At 61.7% G+C, this 14,667-nt stretch carries 15 protein-coding genes and 1 tRNA gene; 7 read left to right on the forward strand and 9 right to left on the reverse strand.

Translation table 11 applies throughout. From position 1 onward, the window contains the following. Positions 1 to 237 precede the first annotated feature (237 nt). Genes ampD through KHO33_RS20450 form a run of 3 tightly spaced genes read right to left on the reverse strand, consistent with a single transcriptional unit; the run spans position 238 to position 2,094 of the window. Positions 238 to 834: a 1,6-anhydro-N-acetylmuramyl-L-alanine amidase AmpD gene (gene ampD, locus KHO33_RS20440; RefSeq protein WP_200567366.1), complete on the reverse strand. Its 597-nt coding sequence runs from the start codon at positions 832 to 834 to the stop codon at positions 238 to 240. Then, a complete protein-coding gene (locus tag KHO33_RS20445) occupies positions 831 to 1,157 on the reverse strand; it encodes a PP0621 family protein (RefSeq protein ID WP_054040743.1) in 327 nt (108 codons plus the stop codon). The genes ampD and KHO33_RS20445 overlap by 4 nt, the downstream gene beginning before the upstream one ends. Before the next feature lie 10 nt (positions 1,158 to 1,167). Then, positions 1,168 to 2,094: a cytochrome C assembly family protein gene (locus tag KHO33_RS20450; RefSeq protein ID WP_054040745.1), complete on the reverse strand. Its 927-nt coding sequence runs from the start codon at positions 2,092 to 2,094 to the stop codon at positions 1,168 to 1,170. Positions 2,095 to 2,175: 81 nt separating this feature from the next. On the opposite strand from KHO33_RS20450, the gene ffh reads away from it, so the two are divergent. Both ffh and KHO33_RS20460 read left to right on the forward strand, forming a co-directional pair. Continuing rightward, a complete protein-coding gene (gene ffh / locus KHO33_RS20455; protein WP_200567365.1) occupies positions 2,176 to 3,543 on the forward strand; it encodes a signal recognition particle protein in 1,368 nt (455 codons plus the stop codon). Between the two features lie 143 nt (positions 3,544 to 3,686). Next, on the forward strand, positions 3,687 to 4,238 hold the full coding sequence (locus KHO33_RS20460; RefSeq protein ID WP_200567364.1) for a hypoxanthine-guanine phosphoribosyltransferase: 552 nt from the start codon (positions 3,687 to 3,689) through the stop codon (positions 4,236 to 4,238). 138 nt (positions 4,239 to 4,376) lie between these two features. Here KHO33_RS20460 and KHO33_RS20465 read toward each other — a convergent pair whose 3' ends face one another. Together KHO33_RS20465 and KHO33_RS20470 are read right to left on the reverse strand one after the other, a co-directional pair. Further along, entirely contained in the window at positions 4,377 to 4,976 is a 600-nt protein-coding gene (locus tag KHO33_RS20465; protein ID WP_054040747.1) for a MarC family protein, read from the reverse strand. 12 nt (positions 4,977 to 4,988) lie between these two features. Then, positions 4,989 to 6,725 (reverse strand): proline--tRNA ligase, encoded by a 1,737-nt coding sequence (locus KHO33_RS20470; RefSeq protein WP_200567363.1) that lies wholly within the window; start codon positions 6,723 to 6,725, stop codon positions 4,989 to 4,991. Positions 6,726 to 7,097: 372 nt separating this feature from the next. Between KHO33_RS20470 and KHO33_RS20475 the strand changes: the two genes are divergently transcribed. Both KHO33_RS20475 and KHO33_RS20480 read left to right on the forward strand, forming a co-directional pair. Then, complete coding sequence (locus tag KHO33_RS20475; RefSeq protein WP_054040751.1) at positions 7,098 to 7,841, forward strand: RNA pyrophosphohydrolase; 744 nt, start codon at positions 7,098 to 7,100, stop codon at positions 7,839 to 7,841. A 76-nt stretch (positions 7,842 to 7,917) separates the two neighbouring features. After that, a complete protein-coding gene (locus tag KHO33_RS20480) occupies positions 7,918 to 8,475 on the forward strand; it encodes a CNP1-like family protein (RefSeq protein ID WP_054040809.1) in 558 nt (185 codons plus the stop codon). A gap of 113 nt (positions 8,476 to 8,588) precedes the next feature. On the opposite strand, the gene proB is transcribed toward KHO33_RS20480, so the two are convergent. The 4 genes from proB to rplU form a co-directional block, all read right to left on the reverse strand. Next, a complete protein-coding gene (proB, locus tag KHO33_RS20485) occupies positions 8,589 to 9,707 on the reverse strand; it encodes a glutamate 5-kinase (RefSeq protein ID WP_200567362.1) in 1,119 nt (372 codons plus the stop codon). A 73-nt stretch (positions 9,708 to 9,780) separates the two neighbouring features. Then, a complete protein-coding gene (cgtA, locus tag KHO33_RS20490) occupies positions 9,781 to 10,902 on the reverse strand; it encodes an Obg family GTPase CgtA (protein ID WP_200567361.1) in 1,122 nt (373 codons plus the stop codon). Positions 10,903 to 11,131: 229 nt separating this feature from the next. Continuing rightward, entirely contained in the window at positions 11,132 to 11,395 is a 264-nt protein-coding gene (gene rpmA, locus KHO33_RS20495) for a 50S ribosomal protein L27 (RefSeq protein ID WP_007180330.1), read from the reverse strand. Between the two features lie 25 nt (positions 11,396 to 11,420). Continuing rightward, positions 11,421 to 11,732, reverse strand: coding sequence for a 50S ribosomal protein L21 (rplU, locus tag KHO33_RS20500; RefSeq protein WP_007180329.1), 312 nt, complete (start codon positions 11,730 to 11,732; stop codon positions 11,421 to 11,423). A gap of 239 nt (positions 11,733 to 11,971) precedes the next feature. Between rplU and KHO33_RS20505 the strand changes: the two genes are divergently transcribed. The 3 genes from KHO33_RS20505 (at position 11,972) to KHO33_RS20515 (ending at position 14,585) form a co-directional block, all read left to right on the forward strand. Further along, on the forward strand, positions 11,972 to 12,964 hold the full coding sequence (locus KHO33_RS20505; RefSeq protein WP_054040757.1) for a polyprenyl synthetase family protein: 993 nt from the start codon (positions 11,972 to 11,974) through the stop codon (positions 12,962 to 12,964). A 38-nt stretch (positions 12,965 to 13,002) separates the two neighbouring features. Next, positions 13,003 to 13,079, forward strand: a tRNA-Pro gene (locus tag KHO33_RS20510). A gap of 201 nt (positions 13,080 to 13,280) precedes the next feature. Further along, positions 13,281 to 14,585, forward strand: a complete 1,305-nt coding sequence (locus KHO33_RS20515; protein WP_200567360.1) for an HlyC/CorC family transporter — start codon at positions 13,281 to 13,283, stop codon at positions 14,583 to 14,585. Positions 14,586 to 14,667: the final 82 nt, after the last annotated feature.

A 14,667-nucleotide genomic window follows, 5' to 3' on the forward strand; every position in this document is an offset into this window, starting at 1 on the left:
AGCGGGGCGCCGCAGACTTATGCACTCAGTTATGCACAGAGTTATACACACCGAACACAAGATATAGTGCGAAACTGAATTTCTGGCACCAAGTATAGTGTAGTTTCAAGACAGGTCAAATCGTTTTATTTGCTTTCAAAGGCTTGACTTTTGCATAGCGCGACGCGAAGCCGACTCCCCGGAGAACAAGGCAGCGCCTTGTTCTCCTCGCATCACGCGAGGTTGCGCGAAGGGTCGTTACAGCGTTTTGGAAAACTTGAGATAGGGGAAGTACTGATCCGCCAACGCGGTATCGCGCTGCAGACGCTGCCACTCGAAATGCGGCCCTGGATCGGTCTTGCGACCGGGGGCGATGTCCGAGTGACCGGCGAGGCCCTCGACCGGATAGCGGGCCTTGAGCGCCGTCACAAGTGCACCGAGCGTGCGGTATTGCGCCGCTTCGAAAGCAGTCGTATCACTGCCCTCCAGCTCGATGCCGATCGAGAAATCGTTGCAGCGCTCGCGGCCGAAAAAATTCGACGGTCCGGCGTGCCATGCCCGCTCGTTGCAGGACACAAATTGCTCGAGCGCTCCGTCGCGATGAATCACGAAATGCGCCGACACCCGCACGCCGCGCAGATGCGTGTCGTAGTACGGGTGAGCGTCGCAGTCGAGGGTATTCAGGAACAGTTCGGCGATCGCCGTGCCGCCAAACTCATTGGGCGGCAGGCTGATGTTGTGGACGACGATGAGCGTCGGCACGGCCCCTTCGGGCCGCGCTTCGAAATTCGGCGATGGCAGCTTGTGTGCTGCGGTGACCCAACCGTCGGCGTCGACGGTGAACTCGACGCTCATCGAGCGTCGCGGCCCGAGGGACGCGCGCCATGACGCTGCGCGTGCGCGGTGCTGCAGAAAGGCTGCCCCGCCACCACCACGGAGTCGCTCTTCGGCGCGTGCACGCCGCACTCGGCGCAACGGATCATCGGCTCGGCGAGCTGGGGCTGCGCTTGCGGCGCATCGGGCCCACGCGCGCCGCCATTCGGACCGCTCTGGCCTCTTGCACCGCCGGCGCCCGCGGCGCCAGTGCGTTGCGACGCTTGCGCGTCGTGACGACGCAGCGCCTTGACCAGCCATTGGCCAACGATGAACAACAGGATCAGCAGAAAAATTTGTCGCATAGCAGGACACTCACACTACAGCACGGTGCAACAGCACCTCGAATACGAAACGGCTGCCGACGTACGCCAGCAACAGCGCGACGAACGACGCCAGCACCCAGCGCAATGCCGCACGGCCGCGCCAGCCGGAAACCTTGCGCGCGGTCAGCAGCGCGCCGAACATCACCCAGGAAAGAATCGCGAACACGGTCTTGTGATCGAGCCGCAAGGCGCGGTCCACCAGTTGCTCGCTGAACAGGATGCCCGATACCAGCGTCAGCGTGAGCAGCACGAAGCCGGCGCCGATCAGACGGAACAGCAGCTTTTCAAGTGTCAGCAGCGGCGGCAAGGTGTCGAGCCAGCTCGACAGCCAGCCGTTGCCCGCCGCAGCCGCGTTGCGTTGCGACATGCCGCCGCGCATGGCATGCAGACGCCGCTCGACCAGCAGCATCAGAACCGCGTGCAGCGCCGCGATCGCGAACAGGCCGTACGCGATATTGGCGATCAGGAAGTGCAGCTTGAACATCGGCGCGGCTGAATACGGCAGCACGCGCACGCCATTGAACGCCAGCGGCAATAAAGATGCGACGCAGGCGAGCGGCAACACCAGCAGGCGCAAGCCGTCGAGCGGAAAGAAAAAGCTCTCGATCCAGTAGATGCCGGCGCCGAGCCAGAACATCGCCGACAGCGCGAACGCGAAACCGAACACCATCGCGTTCTGGGGAAAGATGGTGGTGTGCAGCAGCACGCCGTGGGCCAGCAGCGCGACAAACAGCAGCGCGCGGCCCGAGCTGCTCATGCCCGAAGCGGCCGATGAGGCCGGGATGCCCGCGGAGACGGGCACCGGCGGCACACTCTCGAGCATGGGGCGCAAGGCGGCGTGCCGGTGCGAGCGCCAGCCGGCCACGGCTAGACCGCCGTAGAGGAGCGCAGTGAGGGCATACAGTACAATATCCATATTCGAAGTTTACACTAGGCCCCTGCTCCGCGACGTCTCCCGCTTCGCGCCCCGCTCCGGCCGCACAGTTCATCGCTCCCCATGCTCGACAATCTGACTCAACGGATGGCGCGCGTCGTCAAGACGCTGCGCGGCGAAGCCCGGCTCACCGAGGCGAACACCCAGGAAATGCTGCGCGAAGTGCGCCTCGCGCTCCTCGAGGCGGACGTGGCGCTGCCCGTCGTGCGCGAGTTCATCGCCAAGGTGAAGGAAAAAGCGCTCGGCGAGGAGGTGATCAGCAGCCTGTCCCCGGGTCAGGCGCTGGTCGGCGTGGTGCAGCGCGAGCTGACCGCGATCATCGGCGGCGACTATGAGGGCAAGGCGGTCGAGCTGAATCTCGCCGTCACGCCGCCGGCCGTCATCCTGATGGCGGGTCTGCAAGGCGCCGGTAAGACGACCACGGTCGGCAAGCTCGCCAAACTCCTGCGCGAGAAATACAAGAAGAAGGTCCTCACCGTTTCGTGCGACGTCTACCGCCCGGCTGCTATTGCGCAGTTGAAGACGGTGACCGAGCAGGTCGGCGCGGATTTCTTCCCGTCGGAACCGGATCAGAAGCCGGTGGATATCGCGATCGCCGCAGTGGATTGGGCCAAGCGCCACTACCACGACGTGCTGCTGGTCGACACGGCCGGCCGTCTGGGTATCGACGAAGCGATGATGGCCGAAATCGCCGCGCTGCACAGCACGCTGAAACCGGCGGAAACGCTATTCGTCGTCGACGCGATGCTCGGCCAGGATGCGGTCAACACCGCGAAGGCCTTTAGCGACGCATTGCCGCTCACCGGCGTCGTCCTCACCAAGCTCGACGGCGATTCACGCGGCGGCGCGGCGCTCTCCGTGCGTCACGTGACGGGCAAGCCGATCAAGTTCGTCGGCGTCGCCGAAAAGCTCGATGGCCTCGAAATTTTCTACCCGGATCGCATGGCGAACCGGATTCTCGGCATGGGCGACATTCTCGCCCTCGTCGAAGAAGCGCAGCGCGGCGTGGACGTTCAGGCCGCGCAGAAGCTCGCCGACAAGGTCAAGAAAGGCGGCGACTTCGACCTCAACGATTTCCGCGCGCAGCTCACCCAGATGAAGGGCATGGGCGGCCTGTCGTCGCTGATGGACAAACTGCCGGCTCAGTTCCAGCAGGCCGCCGCCGGCGCTGACATGGGCCAGGCCGAAAAGCAGATGCGCCGCATGGAAGGCATCATCAACTCGATGACGCCGCTCGAGCGCGCCAAGCCCGATCTGATCAAGGCCACCCGGAAGCGCCGCATTGCCGCGGGCGCAGGCGTGCAGGTGCAGGAAGTCAACCGCATGCTGAATCAGTACGACCAGATGCGCACGATGATGAAAAAGCTGAAGGGCGGCAATCTGCAAAAGATGATGCGCGGCATGAAGGGCATGATGCCCGGCATGCGCTAAGCTTTAGCAAGACGGCGGCGCGCGTGCTTCCGTGCATAAACAACGGCACGCGCGGCTGACTCGGAATTTGTGCGGGTTTATTCTGTACCGCACGCCGTCGTTCTCACCCACACTATGTATACAGTTACCGTCCGTCAGACGTCATGAACCGCGAAGAAGCTCTCCATATTTTTAGCCACTCCGAAGAAATCGTTTCGGCCGACGACGTCAACGCGTCGATCAGCGGCATGGCTGCCGCCATCCGCAACGAGATGAGCAAGGACTTCCCGCTCGTACTGTCGGTGATGGGCGGCGCGGCGGTGTTCACCGGCATGCTGCTGCCGCACCTCGATTTCCCGCTCGAGTTCGATTACATCCACCTGACCCGCTATCGCAACACCACCAAGGGTGGCAACGAGATGCAGTGGCGCGTAGCGCCGGCTGAGTCGGTGAAGGATCGCGTCGTGCTGGTGCTCGACGACATCCTCGACGAAGGCGAGACGATGGCCGCGATCCGCGACCGCATCCTCGCGATGGGCGCGAAGCGCTTCCTGAGCGCGGTGCTGTGCGAGAAGATCATTCCGAAGGCCAAGCCGCTGCGCCCGGATTACTGTGGTTTCGAAGTGCCGGACCGCTACGTGTTCGGTTGCGGAATGGACGCCAAGGGCTACTGGCGCAACCTGCCGACCATTCGGGCGTTGACCGAAGGGGCTTAACTTAAACCCAGGTTGTTTTGGCGGCGCCATTTACGGCGCGCACCGGCGTAAAAAAAGCGGCCCACGGGCCGCTTTTTGTTTGTCAGGCTGGTGATAGCGCTGCCGCGCTACTGTGCTGAAGCCCGCACCGGACCTCACTCAGAGTTGATGCACAAAAGAGCGGATACCGCCGAGCATCATTTCGACTGAGATCGCCACCAGCACCAATCCCATCAGCCGTTCAAAGGCCATCATCGCGCGCTCGCCGAGCCACGCCTGAATGCGCTCCGCCAGCATCAGCACGATCGCGCAGACGATCATCGTGACGGTCAGCGCACCGATCCACTCGAACATCTTGCCGGGCGCCTGCGACGTCAGCAGCATCACTGTGGCCAGCGCCGACGGGCCCGCCAGTGCCGGAATGGCGAGCGGCACGATGAGCGGCTCACCGCCGCGCGTATCGCCGCCGAACGGGCCGTCAGGATGCGGAAACACCATCCTGAGTGCAATCAGAAACAGCACAATCCCGCCACCGATGCGCAAAGACTGGTCGGTCAGACTCATCATGCGCAGGAAGCGATCGCCGACCACCATGAAGACCAGCAGGATCGCGAAGGCGATCGCCACCTCACGGAGAATGACGATCGTGCGCCGCTTGGGCGATACGCTCCGCAGGCAACTGATAAAGAGCGGAATATTGCCTAGCGGATCAGTGATCAGAATCAGCAGGACGGTCGCAGATACAAAGGTGTACTCCACCGTCCGCTCCGCTTATTGCGCCAATGCTGCGCGAACCTTGCCGATCACCGTTTGGGCGGCGTCTTCGACCGGCAGCAGCGTCGCTTCAGCGTCGCGGCGGCCTTGATACTCGAGCTTGCCGTCCTTGAGACCACGATCGCCGATCACCAGACGATGCGGCACGCCGATCAGTTCCCAGTCGGCGAACATCACGCCAGGACGTTCGCCGCGATCGTCGAGGATCACGTCGATACCGGCTTCGACCAGCTCCGCGTACAGCTTGTCGGCCTGCTCACGCACGGCTTCGCTGCGGTCGTAACCCATCGGGCACAGCACAACCTCGAACGGTGCGATCGACTCCGGCCAGATGATGCCCTTGTCGTCGAAATTCTGTTCGATCGCCGCGCCCAGAATACGCGTGATGCCGATGCCGTAGCAGCCCATTTCCATCGGCTGCGGCTTGCCGTTCTCGTCGAGACAGGTGGCGTTCATCGCTTCCGAGTATTTCTTGCCGAGCTGGAACACGTGGCCGACTTCGATGCCGCGGCAGATATCGATCACGCCCTTGCCGTCCGGCGACGGATCGCCCTTCTTCACATTGCGGATATCGGCGACAACCGGCTCCGGCAGATCGCGGCCCCAGTTCACGCCTGTGGTGTGGTAATCCACTTCGTTCGTGCCCACCACGAAGTCGCTCATGTTGGCGACCGTGCGATCCGCGATGACCTTGATCGGCTTCTTCGTGTTGATCGGACCGAGGTAACCCGGCGGCGTGCCGAAGGTCTCGATAATCTCGGCTTCAGTTGCCATGCGGAAGTCCGCCAGACCCGGCAGCTTGCTTGCCTTGATCTCGTTCAGCTCGTGATCGCCGCGCAGCATCAGCAACCAGATGGTCGGTTCGGCGCCTTCGTTTTCCGTGGCGAGGATGATCGACTTGATGGTGCGCTCGAGCGGGATATTCAGCAGCTCGGCCACGGCCTCGCACTTTGCTTTGCCCGGCGTTGCGGTCTTCTTCATCTCTTCGGTCGGCGCTGCGCGTTCGGCGTACAGCGGCAACGCTTCGGCCGCCTCAACGTTCGCGGCGAACTCCGAGGTCGGGCAATACGCGATCGCGTCTTCACCGGTGTCGGCGATCACGTGGAATTCATGCGAACCGCTGCCGCCGATCGAACCGTTGTCCGCTGCCACTGCGCGGAAATCCAGACCGAGGCGCGTGAAGATGCGCACGTACGCGTCGTACATCTTGCGATACGACTCGCGCAGGCCTTCCGCGTCTTTGTCGAACGAGTACGCGTCTTTCATGATGAATTCGCGGCCACGCATCACGCCGAAACGCGGCCGGATCTCGTCGCGGAACTTCGTCTGGACCTGATAGAAGTTCACCGGCAACTGGCGGTAGCTCTTGATCTGACCGCGCGCGATGTCCGTGACCACTTCTTCATGGGTCGGTCCGAGCACGAAATCGGATTGCTTGCGATCCTTGAAGCGCAGCAGCTCGGGGCCGTATTTTTCCCAACGGCCCGATTCCTGCCACAGTTCAGCCGGCTGCACCGAAGGCATCAACAGTTCGATCGCGCCTGCCCGGTTCATTTCCTCGCGCACGATGGCTTCCACCTTGCGGATCGAACGCAGGCCGATGGGCAGGTAGTTATAGATGCCACCGGCAACGCGGCGGATCATGCCGGCGCGCACCATGAGCTTGTGGCTGACGATCTCGGCGTCGGCGGGCGCTTCTTTCAGTGTGCCGATAAAGAAACGGGAAGCTTTCATTCAGATTTTCCAAAAGCGGCGGCTCCGGAGGGACCGCCCGAAAGGTGAAAACGGTGGGGAAACCGACACAGGCCCGGCCTCGCGCCGGCACAGACTCGCCGCATATCCGGCCAAAGTCTGACCAGAAATCCGGTTCAGACCCGGCAAACGGCCTGCGCATACCAGGCAAAACCCCGGCAAAACCGGCCCGATCGCGGCGCCGAAGCCGCCGCGCAAAGCCTTTGCAGCAAGGGATAAGGCACGGAAAGACTGACAGGCTACCGCAAACGCGGGCCTTTTGCGGCGAATCGTTCCAATCTGGTGCGAATCGGTGCGTCGGGGCCGTTATCTGTTTATAATCAAAGCAATTTTAAAGGATTCGAAGGTGGTTGTATGCTGGATCGTGAAGGCTTTCGCCCGAACGTCGGCATCATCCTCTTGAACGCGCACAACGAGGTGTTTTGGGGCAAACGGCTCCGTGAACATTCCTGGCAGTTTCCGCAAGGGGGCATCAAGTACGGAGAGACCCCCGTGCAAGCGATGTATCGGGAGTTACACGAAGAAACCGGGCTGCTTCCTGAGCACGTCAAGGTGATCGGTCGCACGCGCGACTGGTTGCGTTACGAGGTGCCTGACAAGTTCATCAAGCGCGAAGTACGCGGTCATTACCGCGGCCAGAAACAAATCTGGTTTTTGCTCCGGATGGTTGGACGCGATTGCGACATTTGCTTGCGCGCCACCGACCACCCTGAGTTCGATGCGTGGCGTTGGAACGAGTACTGGGTGCCGCTCGACTGTGTGATCGAGTTCAAGCGGGATGTGTATCAGTTGGCGCTGACGGAACTATCCCGTTTCATGCGCCGGGCTGCGCCGCGTGCGGAAAAACCTGGCGGGCACCATGGGCCGCGTTATCCCCGGATAGCGTCGTCAATGGAAAGTCCGCCGGATTCGACGATGATGACGGTCACCACCTCGGTGACCACACTCACCATCGAAACGTCGATTCACACGACGATCGCGTCTGATTGCGGTCCGGGCTCCGGGTCGGTTGCCGAAGTTGGCTCCGCGTCGGAACACGAAGACGAATCGGAGCGCGAAACCGCCGGCGCGCTGTTCCGCCCTGGCGTGCGCAATTAACAATTCTGTGCGGCTGTCCACGCCGCCTCTGCTGGTGCGGCTCGATGAGCCGCACCAGTGTTTCGAGGAAACCATATTGAAAGCACTTGCTCTCGTCGTGGCGTGCGTCGCCACTGGCGCCCTGCTGGCTGGATGTTCGAGCGCCGGCAAACCTACCAATAAAGACGACAGCGCGTTTGCCTATCTGCTGGACCGGCCGAGCAACTGGGTTGAGAACAAGGTGGACACCTTGCCGCCGCTGCCGCAAGCGTCGAATCTGCTGCCCTTCGATGTTTCCGGCAACACGCCGCTGCAGTTCGCGATCGATAAAAATTCGCTTAGCGTCGGCACCGACGGCGTGGTGCGCTACACCGTCGTCGTAACGAGCCCGAGCGGAGCGCGCAACGTGAACTACGAAGGGATTCGCTGCGATACGTATGAATGGCGCCAGTACGCCGGGCTGAACGCCGATCACGACGGCTGGGATCAAACCGTCGCCAACGACTTCAGGCGCATCGAGAATGGCGCGCTGAACGCCTATCAGGCAGCGCTGTATCAGGATTACCTGTGCGCGAACAAGATACCCACGGGCAACGCCAAGCAGATTGTCGAGAACATCCGCTACAAGCGCACGCAGACCTCACTGGTTCACTAAAGCAGTTTTCGCGAGCGGACTTCTTCGAATGTGGAAGCCGCCGCGAATGTGAAAAAGCCGTTTCAGCTCACGCTGGAACGGCTTTTTTTTGTCGTGCGAATCCTGCTCGGGAGTCAGACCAGCACAAGGTTGTCGCGGTGAATCACCTCAGGCTCCAGCATATAGCCGAGCACCGATTCAATGTCGCCACTCGGACGCCGCTGGATCAACTTGGTTTCCGCGCTGCTATAGTTCGTCAGGCCGCGCGCTACTTCGCGCCCTGCCGCGCTCAGGCAAGCAATCACTTCGCCGCGCGCAAACGCGCCCTGCACGCCGACGATGCCGATCGGCAGCAAGCTCTTGCCGCCTTCGGTCAGTTTTTGGACTGCGCCGTCGTCGATCACCACGTGGCCGCGAACCTGCAAGTGATCGGCCATCCATTGCTTGCGCGCCGCCATGCGTGCCGTGCGCGCGATCAACTGCGTGCCGATCGCCTCACCCGAGGCGAGCCGTGACAACACGTCCGCTTCTCGTCCGCTCGCGATCACCGTATTGGCGCCGCTGTGCGCCGCGCGTTTAGCGGCAAGAATCTTGGTCAGCATGCCGCCGCGGCCCAGGCTCGAACCCGCGCCGCCCGCCATTGCTTCGAGCTCCGGCGCACCGGCGTCGGCCTGCTGAACGAGCGTTGCGTTCGGATCCTTGCGCGGGTCGGCGGTGAAAAGCCCCTGCTGATCGGTGAGGATGATAAGCGCGTCGCCTTCGATCAGATTGGCGACCAGGGCGCCTAGCGTGTCGTTGTCGCCGAACTTGATTTCGTCGGTAACGACGGTGTCGTTCTCGTTGATGATCGGCACAACGCCCAGACGCAGCAGCGTCAGCAACGTGGAACGCGCATTGAGATAGCGTTCGCGGTCGGCCAGATCGGCGTGGGTCAGCAGAATCTGCGCGGTCTGGATCGAATGCTCGGCAAAGCGGCTTTCGTAGACTTGCGCGAGACCCATTTGACCGACAGCTGCGGCCGCCTGCAATTCGTCGATTTCGCGTGGCCGCTTGGTCCAGCCGAGCCGCTGCATCCCTTCGGCAATAGCGCCCGAACTGACCAGCACCACTTCCTTGCCCTGCGAGCGCAGTGCGGCAATCTGCGCGGCCCAGCGGCCGATCGCAGCATGATCGAGGCCCCGCCCGTCATTCGTAACGAGGCTCGAGCCGACTTTCACTACCAATCGCCGTGAATCTGCGATGACGGAACGCATTGTGCGCGGTCTCCCAAGATGACGCGTGATGCATGCCGGCCGCCCGTGCAGGCGCCGGCGCTCAGGCTTGTTATTACTGCGGGTCGACGCTCGAGTCGTCCGGCGCAGCGGCCGGCGCTTCCGGCTTTGCGCGGAAACGCACGTCAGCAGCGAGATCTTCGGCTTCGGCCGCGCGCTGCGCGTCCGAATGCGCGGCGATGTGGTCATACACGGCGTAGCAAAGACTTTCGCAGCCCTGACCGGTCAGCGCCGAGATTTCGAACACCGGGCCCTCCCAACCATAGCCTTCAAGGAATGCCGACACGCGCGCTTCGCGCTCGTCTTCGGGCACCATGTCGAGCTTGTTGAGTACCAGCCAGCGGGGTTTCTCATAGAGCAGCTCGTCATACTTGCGCAGCTCGTTGACAATCGCCTTGGCTTCCGCGACGGGATCAACGGCTTCGTCGAACGGTGCGAGGTCGACGATATGCAACAGCAAGCCGGTGCGCTGCAAGTGGCGCAGGAACTGGTGACCGAGGCCTGCGCCTTCCGCTGCGCCTTCGATCAGGCCAGGAATGTCGGCAATCACGAAGCTGCGGCTCGGCCCGACACGCACCACGCCGAGATTCGGCGCGAGCGTCGTGAACGGGTAATCGGCGATCTTCGGCCGCGCGTTCGACACCGATGAGATGAAGGTGGACTTGCCGGCGTTCGGCATGCCGAGCAGACCGACGTCGGCCAGCACCTTCAATTCGAGGCGCACCATGCGGCGCTCGCCGGGCTTGCCGTCGGTTTTCTGGCGCGGCGCGCGGTTCGTACTGGATTTGAAATGCAGGTTACCGAGACCGCCCGCACCGCCCTGCGCGATTTGCACACTCTGGTTGTGCTCGGTCAGATCGGCGATCATCTCGCCGGTTTCCATATCGGTGATAGTCGTGCCGACCGGCATGCGCAGCGTGATGTCGTCGCCGCCCTTGCCGTAGCAGTCCGCGCCGCGGCCGTTTTCGCCGTTGCGCGCCAAATGTTTTTTCGCGTAGCGGTAGTCGATCAGCGTGTTGATGTTGCGGTCCGCGACCGCGATCACGCTGCCGCCCCGGCCGCCGTCGCCGCCATCCGGGCCGCCGAACGGAACGAATTTCTCGCGGCGCATCGACGCGCTGCCATCCCCTCCGTCGCCGGCGATGACTTCAATCCTCGCTTCGTCAATGAACTTCATGCGTAACTCCGTCCCGTGGTGTGCTGCTACATGGTGCTGCTGGGTTAATGCTTTCAGATGCTGCTATTTTGCCGCGCTCGCCGTACGGTGGGCAATCAGCCGATCGGCTAACCGCGCCGATTTGGCAATGCAATCCGTCAATTCTTCGGACAAAAAGCGCTGCAATAAAAAAAGCCCCGCGAACTTCGCGGGGCCTTTTTCCGGTCCTGAAGCCCGTGCCTGATTAAACTCAGACTGCTGCCGGGACGACGTTGACCATGTGCTTCTTCGCTGCGCCCTTCGTCGAGAAATTGACGTGGCCGTCCGTCAGCGCGAACAAGGTGTGATCCTTGCCGATACCGACGTTTTCGCCCGGGTGCATACGCGTGCCACGTTGGCGAACGATGATGCCGCCAGCGTTGATGGCTTGACCGCCGTAGACCTTGACGCCGAGACGCTTCGATTCAGAGTCGCGGCCGTTGCGGGATGATCCGCCTGCCTTTTTGTGTGCCATTTGATTTGCTCCTTAACCGTTGCGCTTACGCGTTGATCGCGTCGATGCGCAGTTCGGTATAGTTCTGGCGGTGGCCGCCATGCTTCTGGTAGTGCTTCCGGCGACGCATCTTGAAGATGGTCACTTTTGCGTGACGACCTTGCGACACGACGGTAGCCTTGACGGAAGCCCCACTGACCAGCGGCGTACCGAACTTAATCGATTCGCCTTCGCCCACTGCGAGAACCTGGTCGAGCGTGATTTCAGCGTCAATGTCTGCCGGTATCTGTTCTACTTTAAGTTTTTCGCCGACGGCAACTTTATACTGCTTGCCACCGGTTTTTATGACCGCGTACATTGAGAACCTCACTCTGTGTTCATTTTTCCCACGCACCGCGCGCGGAAACCCGTGATTATACATAGAGTTAGCTGCTCGGTCAAAACTCATTGAGAGTCGCCGCGCGCACCGCCCGGCGCCTTGCCGTCCAGCCCCGGCACACGGCCTGGCCGTTGCCTCCGTCGCGCCGTGCCGCAGCCTGCGACCCGGAACTGTCGCGATTCGCCTTATAATTCGCGGCACTACCCAATTCAGCCATCATGTCGTCGACTGCCACCCCCTCCTCCAACGCCGCCAGCCTGCTCGCTCCGATCGCCGAAGACATGCAGCAGGTCAATCGCGTCATACGGCACCGTCTGGCGTCCGACGTGATGCTGATCAATCAGATCTCCGAGTACATCATCAGCGCTGGGGGCAAACGGCTACGGCCCGCGCTCCTGCTGCTGGTGGCGGGCGCGCTGGGCGAAACCACCGGCCATCGGCACGAACTCGCCGCGGTAGTGGAATTCATCCACACGGCCACTCTGCTGCACGACGACGTGGTCGACGAATCCGATCTGCGGCGCGGCCGCCAGACCGCCAATGCGCTGTTCGGCAACGCTGCGAGCGTGCTGGTCGGCGATTTTCTCTACTCCCGCTCGTTCCAGATGATGGTCGGCGTGGGCAAGATGCGCGTGATGGAAATTCTGTCGGAGGCGACCAACATCATCTCCGAGGGCGAAGTGCTGCAGCTGCTGAACATGCACGACGCCGACGTGGACGAAGCGCGCTACATGCAGGTGATCCGCTACAAAACCGCCAAGCTGTTCGAAGCTGCAGCCCAGCTCGGCGCGGTGCTGGCCGGTTCGGACGCGAAGACCGAAGCCGCTGCCGCGGAATTCGGCCGCCGCATCGGCACCGCGTTCCAGATCATGGACGACTGGCTCGACTACACGGGCACGGCTGAATCGATGGGCAAGAACGCCGGCGACGATCTGCGCGAAGGCAAACCCACGCTTCCGCTGATCTATCTGATCGAACGCGGCACGCCCGAGCAGTCGGCACTCGCGCGGGAAGCCATCGAGCAAGGCGGCACCGATCGGTTCGACACCATTTTCGAGGCGATCACGCGTTCCGGCGCACTGGATCACACACTCGAGTGCGCGAAGCAGGAAGCGATGGCCGCAGCTGCAGCAATTTCTTCATTTCCGGATTCCATTTTCAAAGATAGCCTGCTAGAATTATGTTCTTACTCGACGGCAAGACAGTCTTGAACGAGACTGAAACACCGTAAGAGTCCAGCAGTACAGATCGGGGTGTAGCTTAGCCTGGTAGAGCGCTACGTTCGGGACGTAGAGGCCGGAGGTTCGAATCCTCTCACCCCGACCAGATTTGCCTTGTTAGTTCAAGGCTCGAAAAACCGCCCAGCTTGCTTGGCGGTTTTTTGTTTTGGGCCGCGATTTTCTGCACCGCACCGACGCCTTACCGCTCCGTACGATTTGCCCCAAACGTCATAGACCATCCGCGGAGGCGGCTCGCCCAGCCCCTCTGCTATATTCTCTCCATCCCGTCCCCTATCCTTCACAACGCGTGGAACAACTTCCCTTATGGGCGCAGATCGGCGCCGTCTTTCTGCTGCTTATCTGCTCCAGCTTCTTTTCGATTTCCGAAACGGCGATGATGGCGATCAACCGCCATCGCCTGAAACACCTTGCCAATCAGAATGCGCTCGGTGCGAGGACCACTCAAGGCTTACTCGCGCACACCGACCAGTTGTTGAGCGTGGTCCTGATCGGCAACAATCTGTTCAACACGATCATCCCAGTGCTCACCACCTCGATCGCGCTGCACACCTTCGGCCATAACAATGTGGTGCTGTCGATCGCGACCGGCATCGTCGCGTTTCTGATTATCGTGTTCGCGGAAATCACGCCGAAGATCGTCGGCGCGACGTTCCCCGAGAAGATCGCCCTGCCGGCCAGCCTGCTGATCGCGCCGATGATGCGCATCGGCAGGCCGCTCGTCTGGTTCGTCAATCTGTTCGCGAACACGATCTTGCGCGTGCTGCATATCAATACCAAAGGCGCGCACGATCAGCGGCTTTCCACCGAAGAGCTGCGCACCATCGTGCTCGAATCAGGCAGCTTCATGCCGACCAAGCACCGCAGCATTCTGTTAAACCTGTTCGATCTCGAGAACATCTCCGTCGACGACGTGATGATCCCGCGCCGCCGCATCGAAGCGCTCGACTTCGACGCGCCGTTCGAACAGATCCTGCATCAGCTGGAAACCTGTTATCACAACAAGCTGATCGTCTATCAAGGCGACATCGACCGAGTGCTCGGCGTGCTCCACGTGCGCAAGACGCTGGCTGCGCTGCACAACCAGGAACTGGAGCGCGAGACATTGCGCGAGTTGCTGGCCGAGCCGTATTTCGTGCCGAGCGGCACACCGGTATTCCAGCAACTACAGTACTTCCAGGAAAGCCGTCACCGCACGGCGCTGGTCGTGAACGAATACGGCGAGTTGCAAGGGCTGGTCACGCCGGAAGACATCATCGAAGAACTGATCGGCGAATTCACTACATCGATTCCGCGTAGCGCCAATTCGCGCGGCGGCTGGAACGAGAATGGCGAATGTATCGTGGCGGGCAGCATGCCGCTGCGCGAACTGAACCGCTGGCTGCATCTCACGCTGCCGACCGACGGACCGAAAACGCTCAACGGCCTGATCCTCGAGATTCTCGAAGAGATTCCGGACGGCGACGTCTGCGTGCAGATCGGCGAGGTGAAACTCGAAGTGATGCGCAGCGACGACCAGGCGATCCGCACCGTCAAGCTGTTCAAACCGCCCGTTCGCACGGGCGCGAAAGCTATCAAGGCTGCCCGCGGTTAAGCCTTGCACGCCGCACAGCGTCGCACATCGGCGCAACGCGCGCCATTAGCCGATTGGCTGAATGGTGGTGCCCGCGGCCTTA

The sequence above is a fragment of the Paraburkholderia nemoris genome, assembly GCF_905221015.1.
Classification (GTDB): Bacteria; Pseudomonadota; Gammaproteobacteria; order Burkholderiales; family Burkholderiaceae; genus Paraburkholderia; species Paraburkholderia nemoris.